Genomic DNA, 23,127 nt, shown 5'->3' on the forward strand with positions numbered 1-23,127 from the left:
ATCAATGTAACCACGCTGTGGCTGTAGTAATGCCCGGTTTGCGGCGTGTTTCGCTCAGCGCGTACGCGCTGCAGTCGCAGTGTCCCCTGCGGGGAGTGTCTGCGGGCACAGGGGATGCATCGCGAATAGACTCGGAGATTGTGACCGCCGAGTATTCCGCCCATCATCTCCAGGTGCTCGAAGGGCTCGAGGCCGTCCGCAAGCGTCCCGGTATGTACATCGGTTCGAACGGATCCCCGGGCCTGATGCACTGCCTCTGGGAGATCATCGACAACGCCGTCGACGAGGCCGTCGCGGGCAACGGTTCGAAGATCGACATCATCCTGCACGAGGACGGCAGCGTCGAGGTCCATGACCGCGGCCGCGGAATCCCCGTCGATGTCGAACCCCGGACCGGTCTCACCGGCGTCGAGGTCGTGTTCACGAAGCTGCACGCCGGCGGCAAGTTCGGCGGCGGATCGTACGCCGCATCCGGTGGTCTGCATGGTGTCGGTGCCTCGGTGGTCAACGCGCTGTCCGAGCGTCTCGACGTCGAGGTCGACCGCGGCGGCAAGACGTACGCGATGTCGTTCCATCGCGGCGAGCCTGGACTCTTCGCCGACTCAGGGGAGAAGCGACCGGACGCGAAGTTCACGCCGTTCCAGGACAAGAGCGAGCTCAGGGTCGTCGGCAAGGCGCCGCGCGGTACCAGCGGCACGCGCATCCGTTACTGGGCTGATCACCAGATCTTCACGAAGGATGCGGCGTTCCAGCTCAACGATCTGGTGAACCGCGCTCGACAGACCGCGTTCCTCGTCCCCGGCCTCGAGCTCGTCATCCGCGACGAGCGTGCGGCGAACGGATCCGAGGTCGAGGGCCAGGCGATCGAGACCTCGTACCGGTACGACGGCGGCATCTCGGAGTTCGTCGAGTACCTCGCGAACGACGCTCCCGTCACCGACACCTGGCGCATTCAGGGCGAAGGCACCTTCAAGGAGACCGTCCCCGTTCTGCAGGCCGACGGCCACATGATCGCGACAGAGGTCGAGCGCGTCTGCGCCGTCGACATCGCGATGCGTTGGGGAACGGGCTACGACACGACCACACGGTCATTCGTCAACATCATCGCCACCCCCAAGGGCGGCACGCACCAGCAGGGATTCGAGCAGGAGCTGCTCAAGGTGCTGCGCGCACAGGTCGATCAGAACGCGCGACGGCTCAAGGTCGGCAGCAACGACAAGCTCGAGAAAGACGACGTCCTCGCCGGCCTCACCGCGGTGCTCACGGTGAACGTCCCCGAGCCGCAGTTCGAGGGGCAGACGAAGGAGATCCTCGGTACACCGGCCGTGCGCCAGATCGTGGCGCAGGTGATCCGCAAGGATCTCGCGGCGCGCTTCGGCTCGACCAAGCGAGACGACAAGAGCCAGGCGACGCAGCTGCTCGACAAGATCGTCGCCGAGATGAAGGCCCGCGTCTCGGCTCGCGCGCACAAGGAGACCCAGCGACGCAAGAACGCCCTTGAGTCGTCGACCCTGCCGACAAAGCTGGTCGATTGCCGCACGAACGAGGTCGAGCGCAGCGAGCTGTTCATCGTCGAGGGAGACTCGGCGCTCGGCACGGCCAAGAATGCGCGCAACAGCGAGTTCCAGGCCCTGCTGCCGATCCGAGGCAAGATCCTCAACGTGCAGAAGGCGTCCGTCGGCGACATGCTGTCGAACACGGAGTGCGCGTCGATCATCCAGGTCATCGGTGCGGGGTCAGGTCGGAGCTTCGACATCGACGCCGCGCGCTACGGCAAGGTGATCCTGATGAGCGACGCCGATGTCGACGGTGCGCACATCCGTACGCTGCTCCTCACGCTCTTCTACCGGTACATGCGTCCGCTCATCGAGCACGGACGCGTGTTCGCCGCGGTGCCGCCGCTGCACAGGGTGATCGTGATGAACCCTGGATCGAAGCCGAACGAGACGATCTACACCTACAGCGAGCAGGAGATGCACACGCTCCTGGCCAAGCTGCGCAAGGCCGGCAAGCGCTGGCACGAGCCGATCCAGCGCTACAAGGGTCTGGGTGAGATGGACGCCGAGCAGCTCGCGAACACCACGATGGATCGTGGCGGACGGCTTCTGCGCCGCGTGCGCATGGAGGATGCCGAGGCGGCGGGTCGCGTCTTCGAGCTGCTGATGGGCAACGAGGTCGCTCCGCGCCGCGAGTTCATCATCGACTCCTCCGACCGCCTGTCGCGGGAGTCGATCGACGCCTGATCGTCAGCGCGCGAGCGACAGCGCGGCTCGGTAGACATCGATCAGAGCATCCAGGTGGGTGTCCTGCGCGACCTGTTCGCGGCGGGAGATCGCGGCCGTGCTCATCGACCGGACGGCGGCCGGGTCGTCGCGCAGCGCGCGGAGTGCATGTGCGAGCCCCGTCGCGTCCGGGGTCTCGGTCACGATTCCGCCGCCGTCGGGGAGCATCTCGGCGAGGTCCGGGTCGGTGACGATCACCGGCAGCCCCGATGCGATCGCCTCGAGGATGACCATCGGCTGGTTGTCGAAGTCGAGCGAGGTCGACACCAGGACATGCGCCTGACGCATGGCGCCGAGCACCCGGGACTGGGGGACTCCGCCGTGCACCGTGAGGCGCCCGGCCGGCAGACCCGCCGCGGCATCCGCGACAGTGCGACGCGCGACGCCGTCACCGAACATCTCGGCGCGGACGCCGGGCGAGTGTCGAAGGGCGTCGACGAAGACCTGAGGCCGCTTCTCGGGTGACAGCCGGCCGCACCACACCACTCGGAGCTCGTCGTCCGATGCGATGATCCTCGGCGTCGGTGAGCCGACCCTGTCGAGCACACTCGACTCGAGCCCGTTGGACAGCACGGTGAGCGGTGTCTGCACGCCCTGGGCGACCAGTTTCGCCGCGAAATGCGCCGACGGCACTATCACCTGGTCGGCATGGTTCGCCTGACTCACCATGAGCCGCCACATCCGCTGGGCCATCCGCGTCTTCGCGTACGCGGCGGTCGAGTCGATGCGTGCTCGGCCGTGGCTCAGACGTCGTCGATGCATGGCTGCGAGCAGCGCCGTCGTGACGGAGGGCAGCGGAAGCACGGATCGCGTGTAGACATCGATGCGCCCGTGCATGGTCTGCACGATCGGGATGCCGAGGGCCCGCGCGGCGTCGAACCCGGCCAGCGCCGCGAACATCTCGGTGTGCACGTGGACGATCTCGATCCCGCGCGCGCTCAGACCGTCGCGCAGGGCCTTCGCCGCGGCTGTCGGCGTCCACGTGAACGGATAGCCGTCCGGGGCGAAGCCGCGCGCCGTGGGCAGCCGCACGATGTGCGGATCGGCACTGGGCTCGGCCAGGGGAGCGAACACGAAGACCTCGTGCCCGGCGTGCTCCAGTGCCTCCTTGTGCGCCTTGATCACGGTCTGCACGCCGCCCAGAGTCGGCAGGTAGTAGTCGGTGACCATGGCGATGCGCACTCGACCACAATAGGGCGGCTAGGGTGATGTGCATGTCCGGAGCCCGTGTGCTGGTGACGGGGGCGAGCGGGTTCCTCGGCGGCTACGTGGTGCCCGAGCTTCAGCGCCACGGGTTCGAGGTCTTCGCAGCGGGGCGCAACACGTCAGCCCTCGCCCAGGTCGCGGACACGGAGCACCGGGTCTCGGGCGATCTCGCTTCGCTCCGCGCCCGCGATCTGCCAGTGAATGCCGTGATCCACTGCGCGGCGCTGTCGACGCCCTGGGGTCCGTGGAAGGACTTCCGCGAGGCGAACATCGAGGGCACGGGTCATGTCGTCGAGTTCGCCCGCCGCAACGGCGTCCGGCGTATCGTGCACGTGTCGTCTCCGAGCGTGTACGCCGGGGCCCGCGACCGCGTCGCCATCCGCGAGCCCGACGTCGATCGCAGCAACCGTCTCAACGGCTACATCCGCTCGAAGATCGCGGCTGAGGACCTTCTGCTCGAGGCGCTCGATGCCGCGAAGATCCCCGAGCTCGTGATCGTGCGCCCTCGGGGGCTCATCGGAGTGGGGGATCCGAGCCTCGTGCCGAGACTGCTCGATGTGCACACGCGGATCGGCGTGCCCCTCTTCGACGGCGGCGACAACCTCATCGACGTGACCGCGGTCGAGAACGTCGCTGCGGCGCTGCGACTCGCGGTGACGGAGGGGAACGGCGCCGGAGGGGTGTACAACATCTCGAACGGCGACCCACGGCGGTTCCGCGAGCTGCTGACGACGCTGCTCGAGCTGATGGGGCAGACGCCTCGGTTCCGTCCGATGAGCCGACGGGTCGCATGGACCCTCGCCTCCGCTCTGGAAGGAGTGTGCGCGGTGCTTCCCGGTCGGCCGGAGCCTGCGCTCACCCGCTATACGCTCAGCACCATCGCCTACTCGCAGACTCTCGACATCACGCGCGCGCGCGAGGAGCTCGGATACCGCCCCGAGGTGACGCTGGACGATGCCCTCGTCACGGTCGCCGCCCATCTGAGGGCGAGCGCGTGACCGCCCGACTCCGCCACTACGTCTGCGGGAGCACTGCGCACGATATCGGTGCGATGTTCCACGGCGCGTCGCATGGAGTCCGCGAGTTCCCGTCCGGGGTGTTCCTGTACGACGGCGCAGACGGACGGCGCGTGCTGTTCGACACCGGTTACGCGACGGGCGAGTGGCACACCGGCTGGCGCGGTGCCGTCTACCGGCGCCTGCTGCCGCCGATCGTCGACGATGCGGATGACGTCGCCGCACGCCTCAGCGCCGACGGCGTCGAGCCGGCATCCGTCTCGCATGTCGTGCTGTCTCACCTGCATCCGGACCATGTCGGGGGAGTCCGTCGGTTTCCGCACGCCACTTTCGTCCTGAGCGCCGGACACGAGCGGACGCTCTCGGCACCGCGTCTGCGCACGGGAGTGCTCCCGGGGCTGTTCCCCGAGTGGTTCCCTGGCGCGGACCGCAGCGTGCTCGACGTCGACGCATTCTCGACGGTCGAGATCCGCGGCGTCGCAGTGCGCGCTCACGACCTCTTCGGCGACGGCTCATACCTGGTCGTCGATCTCCCCGGCCACGCCGACGGGCACCTGGGCGCGCTGATCGAGCACCGAGTGCTACTTGCGGGGGATGCGGCCTGGGGAACCGATCTGATCGAGGCCTCCGAGGGTCTGAAGATGCTGCCCCGGCTCGTCCAGCACGATGCGGATCGGTACGCCGCCACAGCGCGCGTTCTCGGCGACCTCGCATCCACCGGCATCCGGGTCGTGTGCAGCCATGACCCGCTCGGCGCGAAGGAGCTGCTGGGCTGATGACCAAGTTCGCGATCCTGCGTGAGTTCGTCGCGGTGCGGTGGTTCCGGCCGCTGCGCACGAGGTCGGCCGTCGAACGACGTCAGCGTCGCCTGCTGCGGTCGCACCTCAGCTTCCTGCGGCAGCGCTCACCGTACTTCCGCGAGCAGCTGGCGAGCCGGCCCTTCTCTGAGCTTCCGTTCATGGACAAGAGCGTCATGATGAGCCGCTTCGACGAGATCAACACCGTGGGCGCCGGACGCGACGAGGCGCTCGCCCTCGCGATCGAGAACGAGCGCTCCCGAGACTTCGAGGCGGATCTGGGTTCGAACTCGGTCGGGCTCTCGAGCGGGACGAGCGGCCACCGCGGCCTCTTCGTGGTAAGCAGCGCCGAACGCGATGCCTGGGTGGGGACGGTGCTCGCCCGCACACTCCCTCGAGGGAATCTGCTCGGACATCGGATCGCCCTGTTCCTCCGGGCGGACAACAGTCTCTACGAGTCGGTCGGTTCGCGAGCGGTGTCGTTCCGATACTTCGACGTGTACTCCGACATGGACGAGAACATCGCCCGGTTGCAGGAGTACCGCCCGACCATCCTCGTCGCCCCGCCGTCTGTCCTGAGACTGATCGCGCGCGCAGCCGATGCCGGGGCCTTCGACGTCGTGCCCCAGCGGGTGTACTCGGTGGCCGAGGTGCTGGAGATCGCCGACGAGCAGCGCATCAGGCAGTCGCTCGGACAACATCTTCTGCACCAGCTGTACCAGTGCACGGAGGGGTTCCTCGCGCACACCTGCGAGCGCGGCGTCATCCACCTGAACGAGGACAACATCCTCGTCGAGCGCGAGATGCTGGATGCCGAGCGATTCACGCCGATCATCACCGACCTCCGCCGACGTGCGCAGCCGATCGTGCGGTACCGGCTGGGCGATGTCCTCCGCGAGCGGGATCGACCATGCCCGTGTGGCAGCGCGCTCATGGCGATCGAGCGCATCGAGGGCAGGGAGGGCGACACGCTGGTCTTCCGGGGACTCGACGGGCGTGACGTCCCGGTCTTCGCCGATGTGATCACCCGTGCGCTTCTCTACGCCGACGGCTTCGACGAGTACCGCATCACCCAGATCGGCGCGTCGCGGCTGCAGATCGCGCTGGACGCGGTCGATGATCGGTCTCGGCGCCGCGTCGAAGACGAGGTGGGAGCGCTGGCCGACAGACTCGGATGCGAGCGACCCGAACTCACGTTCGTGGACTTCGTGCGAGATGGGTCGGTGAAGCTGCGCCGGGTGGTGCAGGAATGGGGGGACCGGAGATGGTGAGGAACTGCGAGATCGTCGGATGGGGCACGTCGCTCCCCGCCCGCACGGTGCGATTCGACGACGAGACGCGGTATCGCATCGAGGACGACGTGTCGCATCTCGACATGCTGACCGAGGCGTGCGAGCGCGCGCTCGCACACGCGGGAGTCACTGCGGATCAGGTCGACCTCGTGCTCGGTGCCTCAGCTGCCGGGATCCAGCCGATCCCGTGCACGGCCGCGCTCGTACTCGAAAGACTGACTCTCACCGGTCACGCTGCGGCCTTCGACGTCAACTCGACCTGCACGAGCTTCATCACGGCTCTCGACGTCGCCTCGCGGTACCTGCACGCCGGCGACCACGACACGATCCTCGTGTTCGCGGGCGACGTGGGAACGCGGTTCCTGAATCCCGAACAGCGTGAGAGCTTCGAGCTCTTCAGCGATGCCGGCGCGGCTGTGGTGCTCCGCCGCTCCGTGGACCCTGACCGAGGCGTGATCGCGAGCGCTCAGCGCACCTGGCCCGCCTATGCGCACGACACCGAGATCAGGGGAGGACTGTCCGGGTCGCCTGCACAGGCCTATGCCACGGCAGACCCCGCGGACTACCTGTTCGACATGAACGGACGCCGTGCACTGCTCGGGATGATGCGCGTGCTGCCGGAGTTCTTCGACGCCTTCCACCGGAACTCGGGGATCTCCTACGACGATGTCGCGCTCTGGGTGCCCCACCAGGCGTCGGCCGCGCTCGGACCGATGCTCGATCGCCTCGGGATCCCGGCCGAACGCCGTATCGACGAGGTCAGGGAGTTCGGCAACATGGTTTCGTCATCGGTGCCGTTCATGCTCGCCCGCGCGCTCGAGAGCGGTCGGGTCGGTGCCGGTGACACGGTGATCCTCTGCGGCACGGCCGCCGGGCTCACAGCCAACATCCTGGCACTCCGACTCTGAGCTGCGAGCGGGAGCGCCGGGACGCGGGGACCGCACCCGCTGCTCACACCAGGGTGCGGCCGATGCTCCCGATCACGCCGTCGATCGGCTGACCCGAGGCATCACGTCGCGCGCCCGCCTCGGGGAGCTTGCGCACGGCCCCCGTCGGATCGACGGCCTGTGCCGGACTCGGCCCCACCCAGGCGACCGTCAGACGGTCTTCGCCCTTCAGGAACGCGTGCGCCCGCACGCCACCGGTCGCCCGGCCCTTCGCGGGGTACTCGGAGAACGGCGAGACCTTCGCACGCCCCGGTTCGGTTCCCGGAAGGCTGCTGTCGCCTCCGGACACGGTGGCGACCACGGCATCGGATTCGGGGCTCACCGCACCGAAGAAGAGGACCGAGGCACCTGCGCCCAGCTTGATGCCGGCCATGCCCCCCGCCGGTGCGCCCTGTGGTCGGACCGCCGATGCGGAGAACCGGAGCAGCTGGGCGTCGGTCGTCACGAAGACGAGGTCGTCGACGTCCTGCGCAGCCACCGCACCCACCACCGTGTCACCGGGCTTCATGCCGATGACCTCGAGATCGGGGCGCACGGGCAGCGTCGACGGGACGATCCGCTTGACCGTGCCCTGTGCGGTGCCGAGCGCGATCGGCGTGTCGCTGTCGAAGCGGACGAAGCCCAGGATGCGCTCTCCGCGGGTGGTGATCCCGAGGTAGTCGCGCAGCGGGGCCCCTGCGGCCAGCTGCACGGACGACGACGGCACCGAGGGCAGGTCCACGGGGGAGAACCGCAGCACGCGACCCTCCGTCGTCAGCGCGCCGATCTCGGCACGGACCGTGGTCTCGGCCGTCGTCAGGATCGCGTCGTGCTTGCTGCGACGGGGCGGCAGGGAGAGCTCCTGGCCCTCGCCGAGATCCACCCGCACCGCTCTACCGGTCGTCGAGAGGACGAGCACGGTCGGCGCGTCCGCGATCTGCAGATCGACCGCGGCGCCCTTCGTCGCACGGGGCTTCGGGGGAGCGGCGTTCATCAGGAGCGTGCGGCGAGGAGTGCCGTACGCGTCTGCCGCGGCATCCAGTTCCTTCGCGACCGCTGCGCGGAGCAGCACGTCGCTGCCGAGGAGCTCACGCAGCGCGGCGATCTCGGCCAGCAAGGCGTCGCGCTCGGTCTCGAGTTCGATCCGCGAGAACTTCGTCAGTCGGCGCAGACGCAGCTCGAGGATGTACTCGGCCTGCAGCTCGCTGAGGTCGAACACCGAGCGCAGTCGCGTACGCGCCTGCTCGGAGTCGTCGGACGATCGGATGACCTGGATGACCTCGTCGATGTCGAGGATTGCAATGAGCAGACCCTCGACGAGGTGCAGCCTCTCTTCGCGCCGTGCGAGCCGATACCGGCTGCGTCGAGTGATCACCTCGAGACGGTGAGCCACGTAGACCCGCAGCATCTCCTTCAGGCCCAGCGTGCGGGGCTGTCCGTCGACCAGGGCCACGTTGTTGATGCTGAACGAGTCTTCGAGCGGCGTCAGCCGGTAGAGCTGCTCGAGCACCGCGTTGGGGTCGAACCCGGTCTTGATGCCGATCGCGACGCGGAGACCGTGGTTGCGGTCCGTGAGGTCGGTCACATCACTGATGCCCTGCAGCTTTTTCGCCTGCACCGCATCACGGATCTTCTCGATCAGTCGCTCGGGGCCGACCATGTACGGCAGCTCCGACACGATGATGCCGGTTCGGCGCGGCCCGAGAGGTTCGACGGAGACCTTGCCTCGCACCTTGAGCGCGCCGCGCCCGTTCGTGTACGCGTCCTTGACGCCGTCGAGACCCATCAGGATGCCGCCGGAGGGGAAGTCGGGCCCCGGTACGAACTCCATGAGCTCTTCGGTCGTGGCGTCGGGGTTCTCGAGCAGGTGAGTGGCGGCGGCGACGACCTCGATCAGGTTGTGCGGCGCCATGTTGGTGGCCATGCCGACCGCGATGCCGCTCGCACCGTTGACGAGGAGGTTCGGGAAGGCGGCCGGAAGCACGGAGGGCTGCTGGAACTGGCCGTCGTAGTTCGGGATGAAGTCGACGACGTCCTCGTCGAGGTTCTCGGTGAGCGCCATCGCCGGCGACGCCAGGCGCGCCTCGGTGTAGCGCGCGGCGGCGGGGCCGTCGTCGAGTGAGCCGAAGTTGCCGTGGCCGTCGACGAGCGGAACGCGCAGAGCCCATTCCTGGGCCAGTCGCACGAGGGCATCGTAGATCGCGGTGTCGCCGTGCGGGTGCAGCTTTCCCATGACCTCGCCGACGACGCGGGCGCTCTTCACATGACCGCGGTCGGGACGCAGCCCCATCTCGGCCATCTGGTACAGGATGCGGCGTTGCACGGGCTTCAACCCGTCGCGGGCATCGGGCAGTGCCCGCGAGTAGATCACCGAATACGCGTATTCGAGGAAGGAACCCTGCATCTCGGTTTCGAGATCGATGTCCTGGATTCTCTCCGGGGCGAGCTCGGGAGGCGGGGTCTTCGGCATGGCCATCCTGAATGGGTGCGAGGCTGAGGGCGTACGGGAGCCTGTGTCAGACTGGCTCGGATGCCCATCATTCTACCGTCCGAGTCGCTCGCAGTCCGGAGCGTCGTCGGGGTGGCGGACGACGCGTTCGCCGCTCTGCGCGGCGAATCCGCGACCCTTCCGCGGGCCGAATCCGTCGTGCTCGTGCTGATCGACGGACTCGGTGCGATCAGCCTGCGCGCTCACGCGGGGCACGCCCGCGCTCTGACCGCGGGAATGGCGAAGAAGGATGTGGCCCATTCGGTCTTCCCCTCGACCACCGCGGCGGCTCTCACGAGCATCCTCACGGGCGTATGGCCGGGAGAGCACGGGCTCGTCGGCTACAGCGTGCTCGACCCCGCGCAGGACGCTCTGGTCAATCAGCTCACGGGCTGGGAGTCCGAAGGGATCGACCCCGCGACCTGGCAGGCTGCGCCGACGATCTTCGAGCGCGCCCGTGCCGAAGGGCGACCGACCTTCGCGGTCGGGGTGGCCGCCTATGCCGGAAGCGGGTTCACGCGGGCGACGCTGCGCGGTGCCGACTTCGTCGCCGCACGGACCCCAGCCGAGCGGATCCAGGTCGCGTACGATCTGGCCGAGCGCCACCCCGGTTCGCTGGTCTACTGCTACCTGCCGGAGGCGGACAAAGCGGGTCACAGGTATGGCCTCGATTCGGTGCAGTGGGTGTCGGCTCTCGAGGAGATCGACGCCGCGATGTCCCGGCGAGTGCCGCCGGGAGTCGGAGTGCTCGTCACCTCGGACCACGGCATGGTCGATGTACCTGCGCACCGGCAGGTCGTGCTCGAAGCCGAGCACCTGGCAGGAGTGCGTCACATCGGCGGGGAGCCGCGGATGCTGCATGTCTATGTCGACCCCGATGTCGATGCCGGGGCTGTCGTCGATCGTTGGACGAGGGACCTCGACGGACGTGCAGACGTCGGCACCCGTCAGGAGGCGATCGCATCCGGACTGTTCGGCCCTGAGGTGACGGCTGCTGCCGCATCACGGATCGGCGACGTCCTCGTCATCGCGCGCGGAAACGGGGCGGTCTACGACGGGACGGCGCACGATCAGCGCAGCCGCGGGATGATCGGTCAGCACGGCGGTCTCACACCGGAGGAACGTCAGGTGCCCCTGCTTCGGTTCGGTGCCTTCGCCCGCTGAACCGCGCTCCGAATCGGCCCGCAGAGCCGTGCGGCGCTCGCGTCCGATCCGCGGACTCTACTCGTCGGTGCGTGCGCCGAAGACGATCTCATCCCACGAGGGCATGGCGTTTCGCCGCTTGCGTCGGCCGGAGTTGTCGTTCGTCGGTTCAGGAGCGACCTCGGGTTCGTCGTCCTCTTCGGGAGCCGAGCTCTCGAAGGCGTCGAACAGCGCGATCGGACTGCGGTCGTCCTGGTCTTCTTCAGACGACTCCAGGATCGGCGCGGTCTCGCGCTGTCCGCGGCGACGTCGGAGCGCCTCCAGCAGGTCGGCGGTCTCGGGGCTCGTGGTCGCCGACTCGGGTGCGCGCTTGATTGCGGCATCCTGCACCGCCGCGGTGGAGCGCTCGGGGGCGGCCACGTCCTCGACGTCGGCCTCAGGGGCAGCGATCAGTCTCGGTCCGAAAGCACCGGAGTCGAAGCGACTGTCGTCCTTGTACGGCGAGGCCTGGCGCTCGGCTTCGACCGCTCGCAGTCGGGGGATGAGACCTTCGGGGAGCGAGCCCTGGCGAGAGAGCTGCGTCGCATCGGCGTTGAGCGGCGACAGAGCGCTGCGGCGCGGATCGAAACTCCAGCGCGCATCATGCTCGACCTCGTTCGCGGCGAACTCGAGCTTGATGATCCAGCCGCTCTCGTCCTTCCAGCTCGCCCAGCGTTCGGCGGACGCCTCGATCTCGGAGAGCTTGGCGCGGATGGCGGTTCCGAACGTCGGCTGCGCGTCGGGTTCGACATCGCTGCCGATCAGCACGGGAACGGCGAGAGCCTGGCCGATGACATGCTCGCGCTCAGCCAGCACGGGGCCTTCGAAGCGGACGACGTCCTCGACGCTGATGCCGAGGAGCTCTGCCACCTCGGGGGCCGTGAGTCCGGCACGGATCTGCGCCTGGATGTCGCGCGGGCTCGCGGCGAGTCGTTGAGCGGTCGGCTCGCTCTGTCTCGTCGCCCGTCGGATCTCGCGGTGCAGGACGTCGTCGATGGGCAGCGCGAAGCGCTCGCCCGACTCGGTCGCGAGTACGAGCAGACCTGCTTCTGTGCCGACGATGGTGACGTTTTCCATGCGAATGCCCCTCTGATGGGTGTGGGTTCATGGTGTCACGCGGGGCGGCTCTCAGCCGGGAATACTCTGGGCGTGCCGTGAGTTTGGTCTGTCGCACGCACCGGCATTTGCTTATTGCCTCGCAGTCGTGCAAACTATGGCCGCCGATTACCCCGACGGCGCACCACCCACTCGCATGAAAGTGGAGATTCACCACATGGCAACCGACTACGACGCTCCCCGCAAGAGTGAAGACGACTCCGAGTCGATCGAAGCCCTCAAGGAGCGTGTGCCGGACAAGAGCTCCGGCTCTTCGGGAGACGAGGATGCGGACAACCCGTCCAGCTTCGATCTTCCCGGAGCCGATCTTTCCGACCTCGAGCTCGATGTCGTCGTGCTGCCCGCGCAGCAGGACGAATTCACCTGCATGAACTGCTTCCTCGTGAAGCACCGTTCTCAGCTCGATCACGAGGGCTCCTCCGGCCCCATCTGCAAGGAGTGCGCCGCCTGAGCGCACTCGACCGAGATTCCGCGCGCCCCCGACCTCTCGGTCAGGGGCGCGTCGTCTTTTGTCCGTGGGGGCGGGTGTCGTCAGCCCCGGGAGGCGAGGATCGCCGCCGCGAGGCGGTCGGGCGTCCTGGTCGAGACGGTCCAGGTGTCGACCGGGTCGTCGGGGTCGATGTTGGGCACCACGACGACGCCGTCCACACCGCCGCGGATCATGTGCCACCCACGGGCGGGCAGGCCGGGGCCGCGTGCCTGGCGCGCCTCTTCGCCGCTCAGCGCCGTCGGCGTGCCGAGGTGTCGAGTCTCGATGTGCGCCCGTCCGGCGCGGAGGACGCCGCCCTCGACCGACACGACGGGCGTGAGGGCGATGAAGGCGATCACGAGCAGAGCCGAGACCGCGGCGCCGACGATCAGCGCGATCGTGGAGCCGACGGGGACGAAGATGAGGGCGACCATCGGGCCCGCGAGTGCGACCGTCACCAGCAGCCACAGGCTGGGGGACAGTCTCTCGCGGTAGCGGGTCCGCGCGTCAGGAGCGATGTTCTGCATTAGCCTCGTGGGGTGACTGATTCCGTTGATGTCCCCATTATCGCCTCTGTGGTGCCCGGTTACGCCCACCCCGGCGATGCCGGAGCCGATCTGGTGGCGGCGGAGGCCGTTCATCTGGGCCCGGGGGAGCGCGCCCTCGTGGCGACGGGTGTGCGCATCGCACTGCCCGAGGGATACGCGGCATTCGTGGTTCCGCGCAGCGGCCTCGCGGCCAAGCACGGCATCTCCATCGTCAACTCGCCAGGCACGGTGGATGCCGGCTACCGCGGCGAGATCAAGGTGAGCCTGATCAACACCGACATCCGCAGCGCGTACGATGTGGCCGTCGGCGACCGCATCGCGCAGCTGATCGTCATGCCCGTGACGCGAGCCACGTTCATCCCGGTCGAGGAGCTGCCCGACAGCGTCCGCGGCGAAGGTGGCTTCGGTTCGACCGGCTACCAGGCAGGATCCCATTCCCCTTCGGCAGGACAGATCAATGACTGACAACAACGCGACTCCCTCGAAGTCGGCACCCGACGACCGCGCGACTCAGGGGCCGTTCGACGATTCCGAGGCGAACCCCGTCCGCCCGTACATCGACCTCGGCGGAATCAAGATCCTTCCGCGCGAAGGCCTGAATCTCCGGCTGGAGGTCGAGGAGCAGTCCAAGCGCATCGTCGCCGTCGGTCTCGACTACGCCGACTCCTCGCTGCAGGTGCAGCCCTTCGCCGCACCGCGCTCCGGCGGACTGTGGGACGAGACGCGAGTGCAACTGCGTGATCAGGTCCGCAGCCAGGGTGGTCGTGTCGAGGAGCGGGACGGCCCTCTCGGAAAGGAGCTGCTCGCCGAAGTGCCGGCCGCCGCGAACGAGGGCTCGGAGCTGCGGCTCGCCCGGTTCATCGGCATCGACGGTCCTCGCTGGTTCCTCCGCGGCGTGATCGGCGGCGCCGCCGCATCCGATCTCGAGGCGGCTGCGAAGGTCGAGGATCTCTTCCGGTCGATCGTGGTGGTCCGCGGTGGGGCTCCGATGCCTCCGCGCGACCTCATTCCGCTGAAGATGCCCGCGACTCCCGGCTCCGCGTGACCAGCCCGGAGCCCGAGCGCGAGCAGAGCGCATCGGACATCGTCGGCGCCGCCCTCGGTGGCGCCGCCCGGCGTGCAGGACTCGACCCGAACGAGAGCGGCGCGACCCACAAGATGGTCTGGTCCGCGATCGGCGGGTGGCGTGGCATCCTCGAATCCGTCTTGCCGAGCCTCGCGTTCGTCATCCTCTTCACGATCCGCCCGGAGCCGCTGATCCTTCCCCTGGGCGTGTCCGTGGGGCTCGCGGCCGTGTTCACGATCGTGCGGCTGGTGCAGAAGTCCCCGCCGTCCGCGGCCATCGGCGGTCTGGTGGCCGCGGCCGCAGCCGCGGCGCTCGCTCTGTGGACAGGGCGAGGTGAGGACAACTTCGTCCCCGGCCTGATCACGAACGCCGCTTACGGCACGGCGATGCTCGTCTCCGCGTTGATCGGGTGGTCGCTCATCGGCCTCGCGGTCGGGTTCCTCATGGGGGAGGGCACCGCCTGGCGCGGCGATCGTCGCAAGCGCCGGGCCTTCTTCTGGCTCGGAGTCGCGTGGGCCGCACTGTTCTTCGCTCGGCTGGCCGTGCAGCTCCCGCTGTATATCGCCGGGGATGTCACGGCACTCGGCACGCTCAAGCTCATCATGGGTCTACCGCTGTTCGCACCGCTGATCGCGGTCACGTGGCTCGTCGTGCGAGCGCTCTACCCGCGCGCGTCGGATGCCGAGGCGACATCGCAGTCGTGATAGATTTATCTTGACATCAAGATAAATTGCAGGCTTTCGCCCGGAGGCCGAGCAGAGCAGACTGGTTAGGTCTGCCTTGCTAGCCGCAGGGGCTCGCTGGCGAGCAAGATGGAGGCGCCTGTCGCTCCCATCCGAATAGAAGGAGACGGATTCGTGTCCACGGTGAACAGCTTCGGTGCCAAGAGCACCCTGACGGTCGGCAGCACCGACTACGAGATCTTCCGCATCGACACGGTGCCCGGTTTCGACAAGCTCCCCTTCAGCCTCAAGGTCCTCCTTGAGAACCTGCTTCGCACCGAGGACGGCGCGAACGTGACGAAGGCGCAGATCGAAGCCCTGGGTTCGTGGGATGCTGCGGCAGAGCCGAGCACCGAGATCCAGTTCACGCCGGCCCGCGTGGTCATGCAGGACTTCACCGGTGTTCCCTGCATCGTCGACCTCGCCACCATGCGCGAGGCCGTGACGGCGCTCGGCGGCGACGCGAACAAGATCAACCCGCTCTCGCCTGCCGAGATGGTCATCGACCACTCGGTGATCGCCGATCTCTTCGGTTCCGAGAATGCGCTCGAGCGCAACGTCGAGATCGAGTACGAGCGCAACGGCGAGCGCTACCAGTTCCTCCGCTGGGGCCAGACGGCCTTCAGCGACTTCAAGGTCGTCCCGCCGGGAACCGGCATCGTGCACCAGGTGAACATCGAGCACCTGGCCAAGGTCATCTACGACCGCGACGTCGACGGCGTGCTGCGTGCGTACCCCGACACCTGTGTCGGCACCGACTCGCACACCACGATGGTCAACGGCCTGGGCGTGCTCGGCTGGGGCGTCGGCGGCATCGAGGCCGAGGCCGCGATGCTCGGTCAGCCCGTGTCGATGCTCATCCCGCGTGTCGTCGGCTTCAAGCTGTCCGGCGAGATCCCCGCCGGTGTCACGGCGACAGACGTCGTGCTCACCATCACCGACCTGCTGCGCAAGCACGGCGTCGTCGGCAAGTTCGTCGAGTTCTACGGCGAGGGCGTGGCATCCGTGCCACTGGCCAACCGTGCCACGATCGGCAACATGTCGCCGGAGTTCGGCTCCACGGCCGCGATCTTCCCGATCGACGACGTCACGCTCGACTACCTGCGCCTGACCGGTCGCAGCGACGAGGCCGTAGCGCTCGTCGAGGCGTACGCCAAGGAGCAGAAGCTCTGGCACGACGCCTCCCACGAGCCCACCTTCAGCGAGTACCTCGAGCTCGACCTCGGCACCGTCGTGCCGTCGATCGCAGGCCCGAAGCGCCCGCAGGACCGCATCCTCCTCTCCGAGGCGAAGTCGCAGTTCGAGCAGGACATCCTCGCTTACGCCGCGCCGTCGACGTCCGACGACGTCGTCGATCTCGAGTCGAAGCACTCGTTCCCCGCATCCGACCCGGGCAATGCGCCCGGGGAAGAAGAGCCTCGCACCACTCGACCTGTGCACATCAACAGCGGCGCTCCGGCCAACGCGTCCAAGCCCGTGCCGGTCACCACGCCCTCGGGGGAGAAGTACATCCTCGACAACGGTGCTGTGACGCTCGCAGCCATCACGTCGTGCACGAACACCTCGAACCCGTCGGTCATGATCGCCGCTGGTCTCGTCGCCCGCAAGGCGCTCGAGAAGGGCCTGAAGCAGAAGCCGTGGGTCAAGACGACGCTCGGCCCCGGCTCGAAGGTCGTCACGGACTACTACGAGAAGTCCGGACTCGACAAGGACCTCGAGGGTCTCGGCTTCTACACCGTCGGCTACGGCTGCACGATCTGCATCGGCAACTCGGGTCCGCTGATCGAAGAGGTCTCCGCGGCCATCAACGACCACGACCTCGCCGTGACCGCCGTGCTCTCGGGCAACCGCAACTTCGAGGGTCGCATCAGCCCCGACGTGAAGATGAACTACCTCGCCAGCCCGCCGCTGGTCATCGCCTACGCGCTGGCAGGCTCGATGCACTTCGACTTCGAGAACGACGCGCTCGGCAAGGGAACAGACGGGGAGGACGTCTTCCTGAAGGACATCTGGCCCACCCCGGCCGAGGTCCAGGAGCTGGTCGACTCGTCGATCTCGCGCGAGCAGTTCATCAAGCAGTACGCGACCGTCTTCGACGGTGACGAGCGCTGGCGCAGCCTGCCCACCCCGGATGACGACATCTTCCAGTGGGACGAGAACTCGACCTACGTGCGCAAGGCGCCGTACTTCGACGGCATGACGATGGAGCTCACCCCGGTGCGCGACATCGAGGGCGCGCGCGTCATGGCGACCCTGGGCGACTCGGTCACCACCGACCACATCTCGCCCGCCGGAAACATCAAGGCCGGCACGCCCGCCGCTCAGTACCTCACCGAGCACGGCGTCGACCGCAAGGACTTCAACTCCTTCGGTTCGCGTCGAGGCAACCACGAGGTCATGATCCGCGGAACGTTCGCGAACATCCGCCTGAAGAACCTGATGGTCTCGGCCGTCAACGACGGTCAGGTCGTCGAGGGTGGATACACCCGTGACTTCACCCAGGCGGGCGGCCCGCAGTCGTACATCTACGACGCGAGCATGAACTACCAGGAGCAGGGCACCCCGCTCGTCATCTTCGGCGGCAAGGAGTACGGCTCCGGCTCGTCGCGTGACTGGGCAGCCAAGGGTACGAGCCTGCTGGGCGTCAAGGCGGTCATCACCGAGAGCTTCGAGCGCATCCACCGCTCGAACCTGATCGGCATGGGCGTCGTCCCGCTGCAGTTCCCGGCCGGCGAGAGCTGGGAGTCGCTGGGTCTCGACGGCACCGAGGTCGTCTCGATCACGGGTCTCGAGGAGCTCAACAACGGCACCACCCCGAAGACGGTCCGCGTGACCGCCACCCCGACCGACGACTCGCCCGAGGGCAAGCAGGTCGTGGAGTTCGACGCGGTCGTCCGCATCGACACCCCCGGTGAGGCGGACTACTACCGCAACGGCGGCATCCTGCAGTACGTGCTGCGTTCGCTGGTCTGATCGCACAGTCGGAAAGGGCTCGGTTCTTCGGAACCGGGCCCTTTCCGTGTGCCAGGGCCGGTGTCAAGGGGGAGCCGCTCTCCGAGCTTTCCCGGATGCCCGGGGTAGGATCGAGCAGGCGTTCGTACCGGAATCGGATGCCTCCAACGGTGCCTATGAGGAGGTGCAGATGCCGATTCTTCCGAGCATCTCAGGACCCCGTGACCTCGACTCGCTGTCCGAGGATCAGCTCATCGAGCTCGCGGGTGAGATCCGCGAGTTCCTCGTCGAGAACGTGTCGCGCACCGGCGGGCATCTCGGCCCGAACCTCGGTGTGGTCGAGCTGACGATCGCCCTGCACCGCGTCTTCTCGTCTCCCGACGACCCGTTCATCTTCGACACCGGCCATCAGTCGTACGTGCACAAGCTGCTCACCGGGCGTCAGGACTTCTCGTCGCTCCGCGTCCGCGGAGGGCTCGCCGGCTATCCGCAGCGCTCCGAGAGCCCGCACGACGTCGTCGAGTCGTCCCACGCATCCAGCTCGCTGAGCTGGGCCGACGGCGTCTCGCGCGCACTGACCGCGACCGGACGTGCAGACCGCCATGTGGTCGCAGTCGTCGGAGACGGGGCCCTGACCGGCGGCATGACCTGGGAGGCGCTCAACAACATCTCCGACGACAACGACCGCAACCTCGTCATCGTGGTGAACGACAACGGGCGATCGTACGCGCCGACCATCGGCGGGATGTCGCGATACCTGAACCGTGTGCGCACCGCTGCGGCGTACAAGGAGCTGCATCACAAGTCGGATCGCCTCTTCCGTGCCTTCGGACCCGTCGGCCGCGCGGTCTTCCGTGGCGTGCGGGGTGGCACGCATGGGTTCCTCTCGCGCTTCACGAACAACGAGGCGCTGTATTCCAATCTCGACATCAAGTACCTCGGCCCCGTCGACGGACACGATCTTCCCGCGCTTCTCGAGACCCTCGAACTGGCGAAGTCGTTCGGCGCACCCGTCATCGTGCACACCATCACCGAGAAGGGCCGGGGCTACCAGCCTGCGCGAGATGACGAGGCCGATCAGTTTCATGCCGTCGGACGCATCGATCCGACGACCGGTGAGACGCTCTCGTCGGGAGGGACCGGGTGGACCGATGTCTTCTCCGACGCGCTCGTCTCGGTAGGGGAGCGACGCTCGGATGTCATCGCGATGACTGCGGCCATGCTGCGCCCGACAGGGCTCGCTCCGTTCGCCGAGCGATTCCCCGATCGTGTGTACGACGTGGGGATCGCCGAGCAGCATGCCGTGGCCTCCGCGGCGGGTCTCGCCTTCGGGGGTCTGCACCCCATTGTGGCGCTGTACGCGACGTTCATGGGCCGCGCGTTCGACCAGGTGCTGATGGATGTGGCACTCCACCGTGCGGGCGTCACATTCGTCCTCGACCGGGCGGGCGTCACGGGTCCTGACGGTCCGAGTCACCACGGCATGTGGGATCTCGCGATGCTGCAGATCGTCCCGCACATCCGCATCGCGGCTCCGCGAGACGGCGCGCGCCTCCAGGAAGCACTCGACGAGGCAGTGCTCGTCGAGGACGCCCCGACCGTGATCCGCTTCCCCAAGGGCGATGTCGCGCCAGAGCTGCCGGCGCTCGAGCGTCTGCACGACGGCGTCGACGTGCTCGCCCGCGGCGAGTCCGAAGACGTGCTGCTCGTGGCGATCGGGCCGTTCGCCGCGCTGGCGATGGATGTCGCCGAGCGTCTGCGCGCCCAGGGAATCGGAGCGACGGTCATCGACCCTCGCTGGGCGATCCCCGTGCAGCCCTCGATCGTCAGCATGGCCGCGCGTCATCGCCTCGTCATCACGCTCGAAGACGGGATCCGCGTCGGGGGCATCGGCACGCGCGTGCGCCAGGTGCTCCGCGAGGCGGGCATCGACACGGCGGTCGACGAGCTGGGCCTGCCGGACGAGTTCATCGATCACGCCTCGCGCGATCAGATCCTCGCGGATGCCGGTCTCACGGCGTCGAAGATCGCGCAGGACGTCGTCGCCCAGGTGCTCGGCACTCGTATTCCGGTCGCTCGCCAGTCGGGGGAGACCGGTACGGTCGATCTTCCGCTGCACGAGCGGAGCTGATCGCGGCAGCCCCCGTGAGCGCCCGCCCGGTCAGTTGAGGGCGTGGAGCGCCGCGACCGCTTCGGCGCCGCGGTCGGTGTCGCGGAGCGCGGTTGCGAGCAGATAGCCGTCGGTGAGAGCGTCGCCCGTGACCATGACGCGCACGAGCTCGACGCCGCAGGAGCGTCGCACCTCCTCGGCGCTCGCGGTGATCACGCGGGTGTTGATCTCGTCGTTGTGCGGCAGCTCCGCACCGTCGAGGCCACGGATGACGTCTCTCAGCGCTGCGCCGACGATGTTCGACGCACGCTCGTTCACATTCACCACGTCGAGCTCGAACACGCGCAGATCTCGGCCGGTCGGCAGTGGTCTCCACTCGAAGGATGCGTGCACCCGGTGCTGGTGCCCACTGGCTCCGGTCATCTCACGGGCGGGCAGGTCGGTCGCGCGGCAGCGGACGTCGATGAGCCTGTACCAGTAGAACAGCGGGAAGGCCCCGTGCGAACCGGGATCGAGTACGACGACCTCACCGACCGCGCCGCCGCGTGAGGTGGGACGTCGCTGCGGTCGGTTGCGGATGATCGGCTTGCCGTTGCGGGTGCGGATCGCCGCCCACCCCTCATCCACCGTGACGACGAAGATCTTCAACAGGGCCGGGACGACCAGCAGGATCGTGAGAATAGCCGTGCCGGTCTTGAACAGACCCGACATTCCCTTGCCGCCGAGCATCGTGAGGAGCATGTCCATGCCACCACTGTGCCGCGTCCTGCTTCTGCACACGGCCATTGGCCGCTCTCCGATGCCGGTGTTCACACGCTGTTCCGTCGTCGTTATCTCCGACGCCGCGAGGTGGATACGCCACGGGCGAGGAAGACGCCCGACGCGCCTCAGCCGAGGTCCGCGAGCGCCTCCGCGAGCAGTGCTTCGGTCATGGGCCTCGCCCGCTCGCGGTCGGCGTCCACGAGACCGACCCGGGTACGCCGATCGAGTATGTCCTCCACGGTCATCGCACCCTCGGCGCGCACGGCGAACTCGACCTGTGCACGCGTCACCGTGCCGTCGGCGTCGGAACCGGGGTGAGACGAGTTCGGCGCCGTGTCGGTGAGCCGGAGGGAGGCCGTCCGACTCGGCGCGGCATTCAGGTCGTTCGCGCGTGCCGCGAGGTCGACGGCGTCCTCCGCCATCCGCCGATACGTCGTCAGCTTGCCTCCGAGGACGTTGACGAACCCGGCCTCGGAGACGGCGACCAGGTGGCGGCGGGAGATGTCAGCGGTCGAATCGGCGCCTGTATCGACCAGCGGGCGGAGGCCTGCGAACGCCCCGCGCACCCGGTCCTGCCCGACGGGCTCCGCGAGCACCCGGTTGAGGGTCGAGAGCAGGAAGGAGATCTCGCCCTCCGTCGGGGTGGCGATCCGCGGAACGGGGCCCGGAGCGTCCTCGTCGGTCAGGCCGACGATCACCCGGCCGCTCTGCTGCGGCAGGGCGAACACATAGCGGCTGATCGAGCCCTCATGCGGGATGGTCAGCGCCGCGGACGGGTGTCCGAGGTCGGCGGCGTCCAGGACGATGTGGGTTCCGCGGCTGGGGCGCATCGTGATCGACTGGTCGAGGGTCCCGGCCCAGACCCCTGTGGCGTTGATCACCGAGCGCGCTCGGATGCCGAGGCTCTCGCCGGTCAGCGCGTCTTCGGCGATCGCCCCGTCGCTGCGGAGCTCGCGTGCGCGGACCCGGGTGAGGATGCGCGCTCCGAGAGCCGCGGCGGTGCGTGCGACCGTCACGACCAGTCGCGCATCGTCGACGAGCTGTCCGTCGTACGAGAGCATGCCGCCCCGAAGTCCTCGGCGGTCGAGCGCCGGGACCAGACCGTGGGCGGCGCGCGCGGAGACCAATCGCGGTCCGGGCAGCACCGCGCGTGGTGTGCGGGCCCGCATCCGCAGCAGATCCCCCATCGCCATGCCCGCGACGCCGGCCGCGCGCTGTGCGGAGGTCACGCCGACGGCGAAGGGCAGCAGCTGGCCCAGCGGTCGGATGAGATGCGGTGCGATGACCGTCATCAGCAGGTGCCGCTCGTGAGCGCTCTCCTTCGCGGTCGCGACATCACCGGTGGCGAGATAGCGAAGGCCGCCGTGCACGAGCTTCGAACTGAACCGGCTCGTGCCGAATGCGAGGTCATCCGCTTCGAGCAGCGTGACGGTCAGCCCTCGGGATGCGGCGTCGAGAGCGACACCTGTGCCGGTGATCCCGCCGCCGATCACGAGGACGTCGACGGTCTCGTCGGCGGCCCGAGCAAGGTCTGCGGCCCGACGCGCGACGTTGAGGTCGGGGGAGTGAGTGCTCATGGCCGGAGCAGCCCGTCGAGTGCGGCGCGCAGCTCCCGCTCCCACGATTGCTCCGAGATGAGCTCCGAGACGGTGCCGTGCGACAGCACCGCGGACTGCGCGATGAGCAGCAGCATCACCGCGATCGCGTTCGGCTCGCCCGCCCTGACGCTCCCGCCCTGCTGCGCGGTCCGGATCGCCGCGGCGAGCCACTGCAGGATCAATCGCTGGCTCGATCCGACTCGCTGCAGCGTGTAGCGGGTGAAGACCTCGGGCTCGTCCGCGAGCAACCGCCCGTAGACCTCGTCGGAGCGGAAGGCCGCCGAGAAACGGAGCACATCGTCGACCAGGTCGTGTCGTGTGAGAGTCTCTGTCGGGAACTGCGAGACGATGCCGGCGACCCGGCGGAGAAGGGCGGAGCGCACGACGTCGTCGGCGTCGTTCCAACTGCGGTAGATCGTCGGACGACTGTGGCCTGCGCGCCGTGCGAGCTCCGCGATGGTGACTCCATGCACCCCTCTGCGACTGATCAGCTCGTCAGCCGCGTCGAGGATGCGCGACTGGGTGGCATCCCAGAGCGGAGGTTGCGCGAACCGCGCCTCTGCAGTCACTTGACGTTCTTCCATGATCTGTCACA

At 68.1% G+C, this 23,127-nt stretch carries 19 protein-coding genes; 12 read left to right on the top strand and 7 right to left on the bottom strand.

Annotated features, from left to right (window positions below; all coding sequences use genetic code 11):
- The first annotated feature begins 140 nt into the window (after positions 1-140).
- Positions 141-2,243, top strand: a complete 2,103-nt coding sequence (locus ACQ4LY_RS14215) for a DNA gyrase/topoisomerase IV subunit B (protein WP_431072487.1) — start codon at positions 141-143, stop codon at positions 2,241-2,243.
- Positions 2,244-2,246: 3 nt separating this feature from the next.
- Here ACQ4LY_RS14215 and ACQ4LY_RS14220 read toward each other — a convergent pair whose 3' ends face one another.
- Positions 2,247-3,464, bottom strand: a complete 1,218-nt coding sequence (locus ACQ4LY_RS14220; RefSeq protein WP_431072489.1) for a glycosyltransferase — start codon at positions 3,462-3,464, stop codon at positions 2,247-2,249.
- A gap of 32 nt (positions 3,465-3,496) precedes the next feature.
- Between ACQ4LY_RS14220 and ACQ4LY_RS14225 the strand changes: the two genes are divergently transcribed.
- From ACQ4LY_RS14225 to ACQ4LY_RS14240, 4 genes are read left to right on the top strand one after another with little or no spacing between them, the layout of a single operon-like run.
- Entirely contained in the window at positions 3,497-4,486 is a 990-nt protein-coding gene (locus ACQ4LY_RS14225) for an NAD-dependent epimerase/dehydratase family protein (protein WP_431072491.1), read from the top strand.
- A complete protein-coding gene (locus ACQ4LY_RS14230; protein ID WP_431072493.1) occupies positions 4,483-5,280 on the top strand; it encodes an MBL fold metallo-hydrolase in 798 nt (265 codons plus the stop codon). Before ACQ4LY_RS14225 ends, ACQ4LY_RS14230 begins: the two co-directional genes overlap by 4 nt.
- Complete coding sequence (locus ACQ4LY_RS14235) at positions 5,280-6,572, top strand: F390 synthetase-related protein (RefSeq protein WP_431072495.1); 1,293 nt, start codon at positions 5,280-5,282, stop codon at positions 6,570-6,572. Before ACQ4LY_RS14230 ends, ACQ4LY_RS14235 begins: the two co-directional genes overlap by 1 nt.
- On the top strand, positions 6,566-7,501 hold the full coding sequence (locus ACQ4LY_RS14240; RefSeq protein WP_431072497.1) for a 3-oxoacyl-ACP synthase III family protein: 936 nt from the start codon (positions 6,566-6,568) through the stop codon (positions 7,499-7,501). Before ACQ4LY_RS14235 ends, ACQ4LY_RS14240 begins: the two co-directional genes overlap by 7 nt.
- A gap of 43 nt (positions 7,502-7,544) precedes the next feature.
- Here ACQ4LY_RS14240 and ACQ4LY_RS14245 read toward each other — a convergent pair whose 3' ends face one another.
- On the bottom strand, positions 7,545-9,989 hold the full coding sequence (locus tag ACQ4LY_RS14245) for a DNA gyrase/topoisomerase IV subunit A (RefSeq protein ID WP_431072499.1): 2,445 nt from the start codon (positions 9,987-9,989) through the stop codon (positions 7,545-7,547).
- A gap of 60 nt (positions 9,990-10,049) precedes the next feature.
- Between ACQ4LY_RS14245 and ACQ4LY_RS14250 the strand changes: the two genes are divergently transcribed.
- Complete coding sequence (locus tag ACQ4LY_RS14250; protein ID WP_431072501.1) at positions 10,050-11,171, top strand: alkaline phosphatase family protein; 1,122 nt, start codon at positions 10,050-10,052, stop codon at positions 11,169-11,171.
- Positions 11,172-11,228: 57 nt separating this feature from the next.
- Here ACQ4LY_RS14250 and sepH read toward each other — a convergent pair whose 3' ends face one another.
- Positions 11,229-12,266: a septation protein SepH gene (sepH, locus tag ACQ4LY_RS14255; protein WP_431072503.1), complete on the bottom strand. Its 1,038-nt coding sequence runs from the start codon at positions 12,264-12,266 to the stop codon at positions 11,229-11,231.
- 196 nt (positions 12,267-12,462) lie between these two features.
- Between sepH and ACQ4LY_RS14260 the strand changes: the two genes are divergently transcribed.
- Complete coding sequence (locus ACQ4LY_RS14260) at positions 12,463-12,756, top strand: DUF4193 domain-containing protein (protein WP_056307515.1); 294 nt, start codon at positions 12,463-12,465, stop codon at positions 12,754-12,756.
- Between the two features lie 80 nt (positions 12,757-12,836).
- Here ACQ4LY_RS14260 and ACQ4LY_RS14265 read toward each other — a convergent pair whose 3' ends face one another.
- Positions 12,837-13,301 carry a DUF3093 domain-containing protein gene (locus ACQ4LY_RS14265; protein WP_431072506.1) on the bottom strand — a complete coding sequence of 155 codons (465 nt, stop codon included), beginning with the start codon at positions 13,299-13,301 and terminating at the stop codon, positions 12,837-12,839.
- Between the two features lie 12 nt (positions 13,302-13,313).
- On the opposite strand from ACQ4LY_RS14265, the gene dut reads away from it, so the two are divergent.
- The 5 genes from dut to dxs all read left to right on the top strand — a co-directional run bounded on the left by dut (position 13,314) and on the right by dxs (position 20,193).
- On the top strand, positions 13,314-13,787 hold the full coding sequence (gene dut / locus ACQ4LY_RS14270) for a dUTP diphosphatase (RefSeq protein ID WP_431072508.1): 474 nt from the start codon (positions 13,314-13,316) through the stop codon (positions 13,785-13,787).
- Positions 13,780-14,367, top strand: a complete 588-nt coding sequence (locus ACQ4LY_RS14275) for a DUF3710 domain-containing protein (protein WP_431072510.1) — start codon at positions 13,780-13,782, stop codon at positions 14,365-14,367. Before dut ends, ACQ4LY_RS14275 begins: the two co-directional genes overlap by 8 nt.
- A complete protein-coding gene (locus ACQ4LY_RS14280) occupies positions 14,364-15,092 on the top strand; it encodes a DUF3159 domain-containing protein (protein WP_431072512.1) in 729 nt (242 codons plus the stop codon). Before ACQ4LY_RS14275 ends, ACQ4LY_RS14280 begins: the two co-directional genes overlap by 4 nt.
- 108 nt (positions 15,093-15,200) lie before the next feature.
- Positions 15,201-18,083: an aconitate hydratase gene (locus tag ACQ4LY_RS14285; RefSeq protein ID WP_431072514.1), complete on the top strand. Its 2,883-nt coding sequence runs from the start codon at positions 15,201-15,203 to the stop codon at positions 18,081-18,083.
- Positions 18,084-18,252: 169 nt separating this feature from the next.
- Positions 18,253-20,193 (top strand): 1-deoxy-D-xylulose-5-phosphate synthase, encoded by a 1,941-nt coding sequence (dxs, locus tag ACQ4LY_RS14290; RefSeq protein WP_431072516.1) that lies wholly within the window; start codon positions 18,253-18,255, stop codon positions 20,191-20,193.
- A gap of 30 nt (positions 20,194-20,223) precedes the next feature.
- On the opposite strand, the gene ACQ4LY_RS14295 is transcribed toward dxs, so the two are convergent.
- The 3 genes from ACQ4LY_RS14295 to ACQ4LY_RS14305 form a co-directional block, all read right to left on the bottom strand.
- Positions 20,224-20,919: an SPFH domain-containing protein gene (locus ACQ4LY_RS14295; protein WP_431072518.1), complete on the bottom strand. Its 696-nt coding sequence runs from the start codon at positions 20,917-20,919 to the stop codon at positions 20,224-20,226.
- Positions 20,920-21,059: 140 nt separating this feature from the next.
- On the bottom strand, positions 21,060-22,511 hold the full coding sequence (locus tag ACQ4LY_RS14300) for a glycerol-3-phosphate dehydrogenase/oxidase (protein ID WP_431072520.1): 1,452 nt from the start codon (positions 22,509-22,511) through the stop codon (positions 21,060-21,062).
- Entirely contained in the window at positions 22,508-23,116 is a 609-nt protein-coding gene (locus tag ACQ4LY_RS14305; protein ID WP_431072522.1) for a TetR/AcrR family transcriptional regulator, read from the bottom strand. The genes ACQ4LY_RS14300 and ACQ4LY_RS14305 overlap by 4 nt, the downstream gene beginning before the upstream one ends.
- Positions 23,117-23,127: the final 11 nt, after the last annotated feature.

The sequence above is a fragment of the Microbacterium phyllosphaerae genome, assembly GCF_050628115.1.
Taxonomy (GTDB): domain Bacteria; phylum Actinomycetota; class Actinomycetes; order Actinomycetales; family Microbacteriaceae; genus Microbacterium; species Microbacterium phyllosphaerae_A.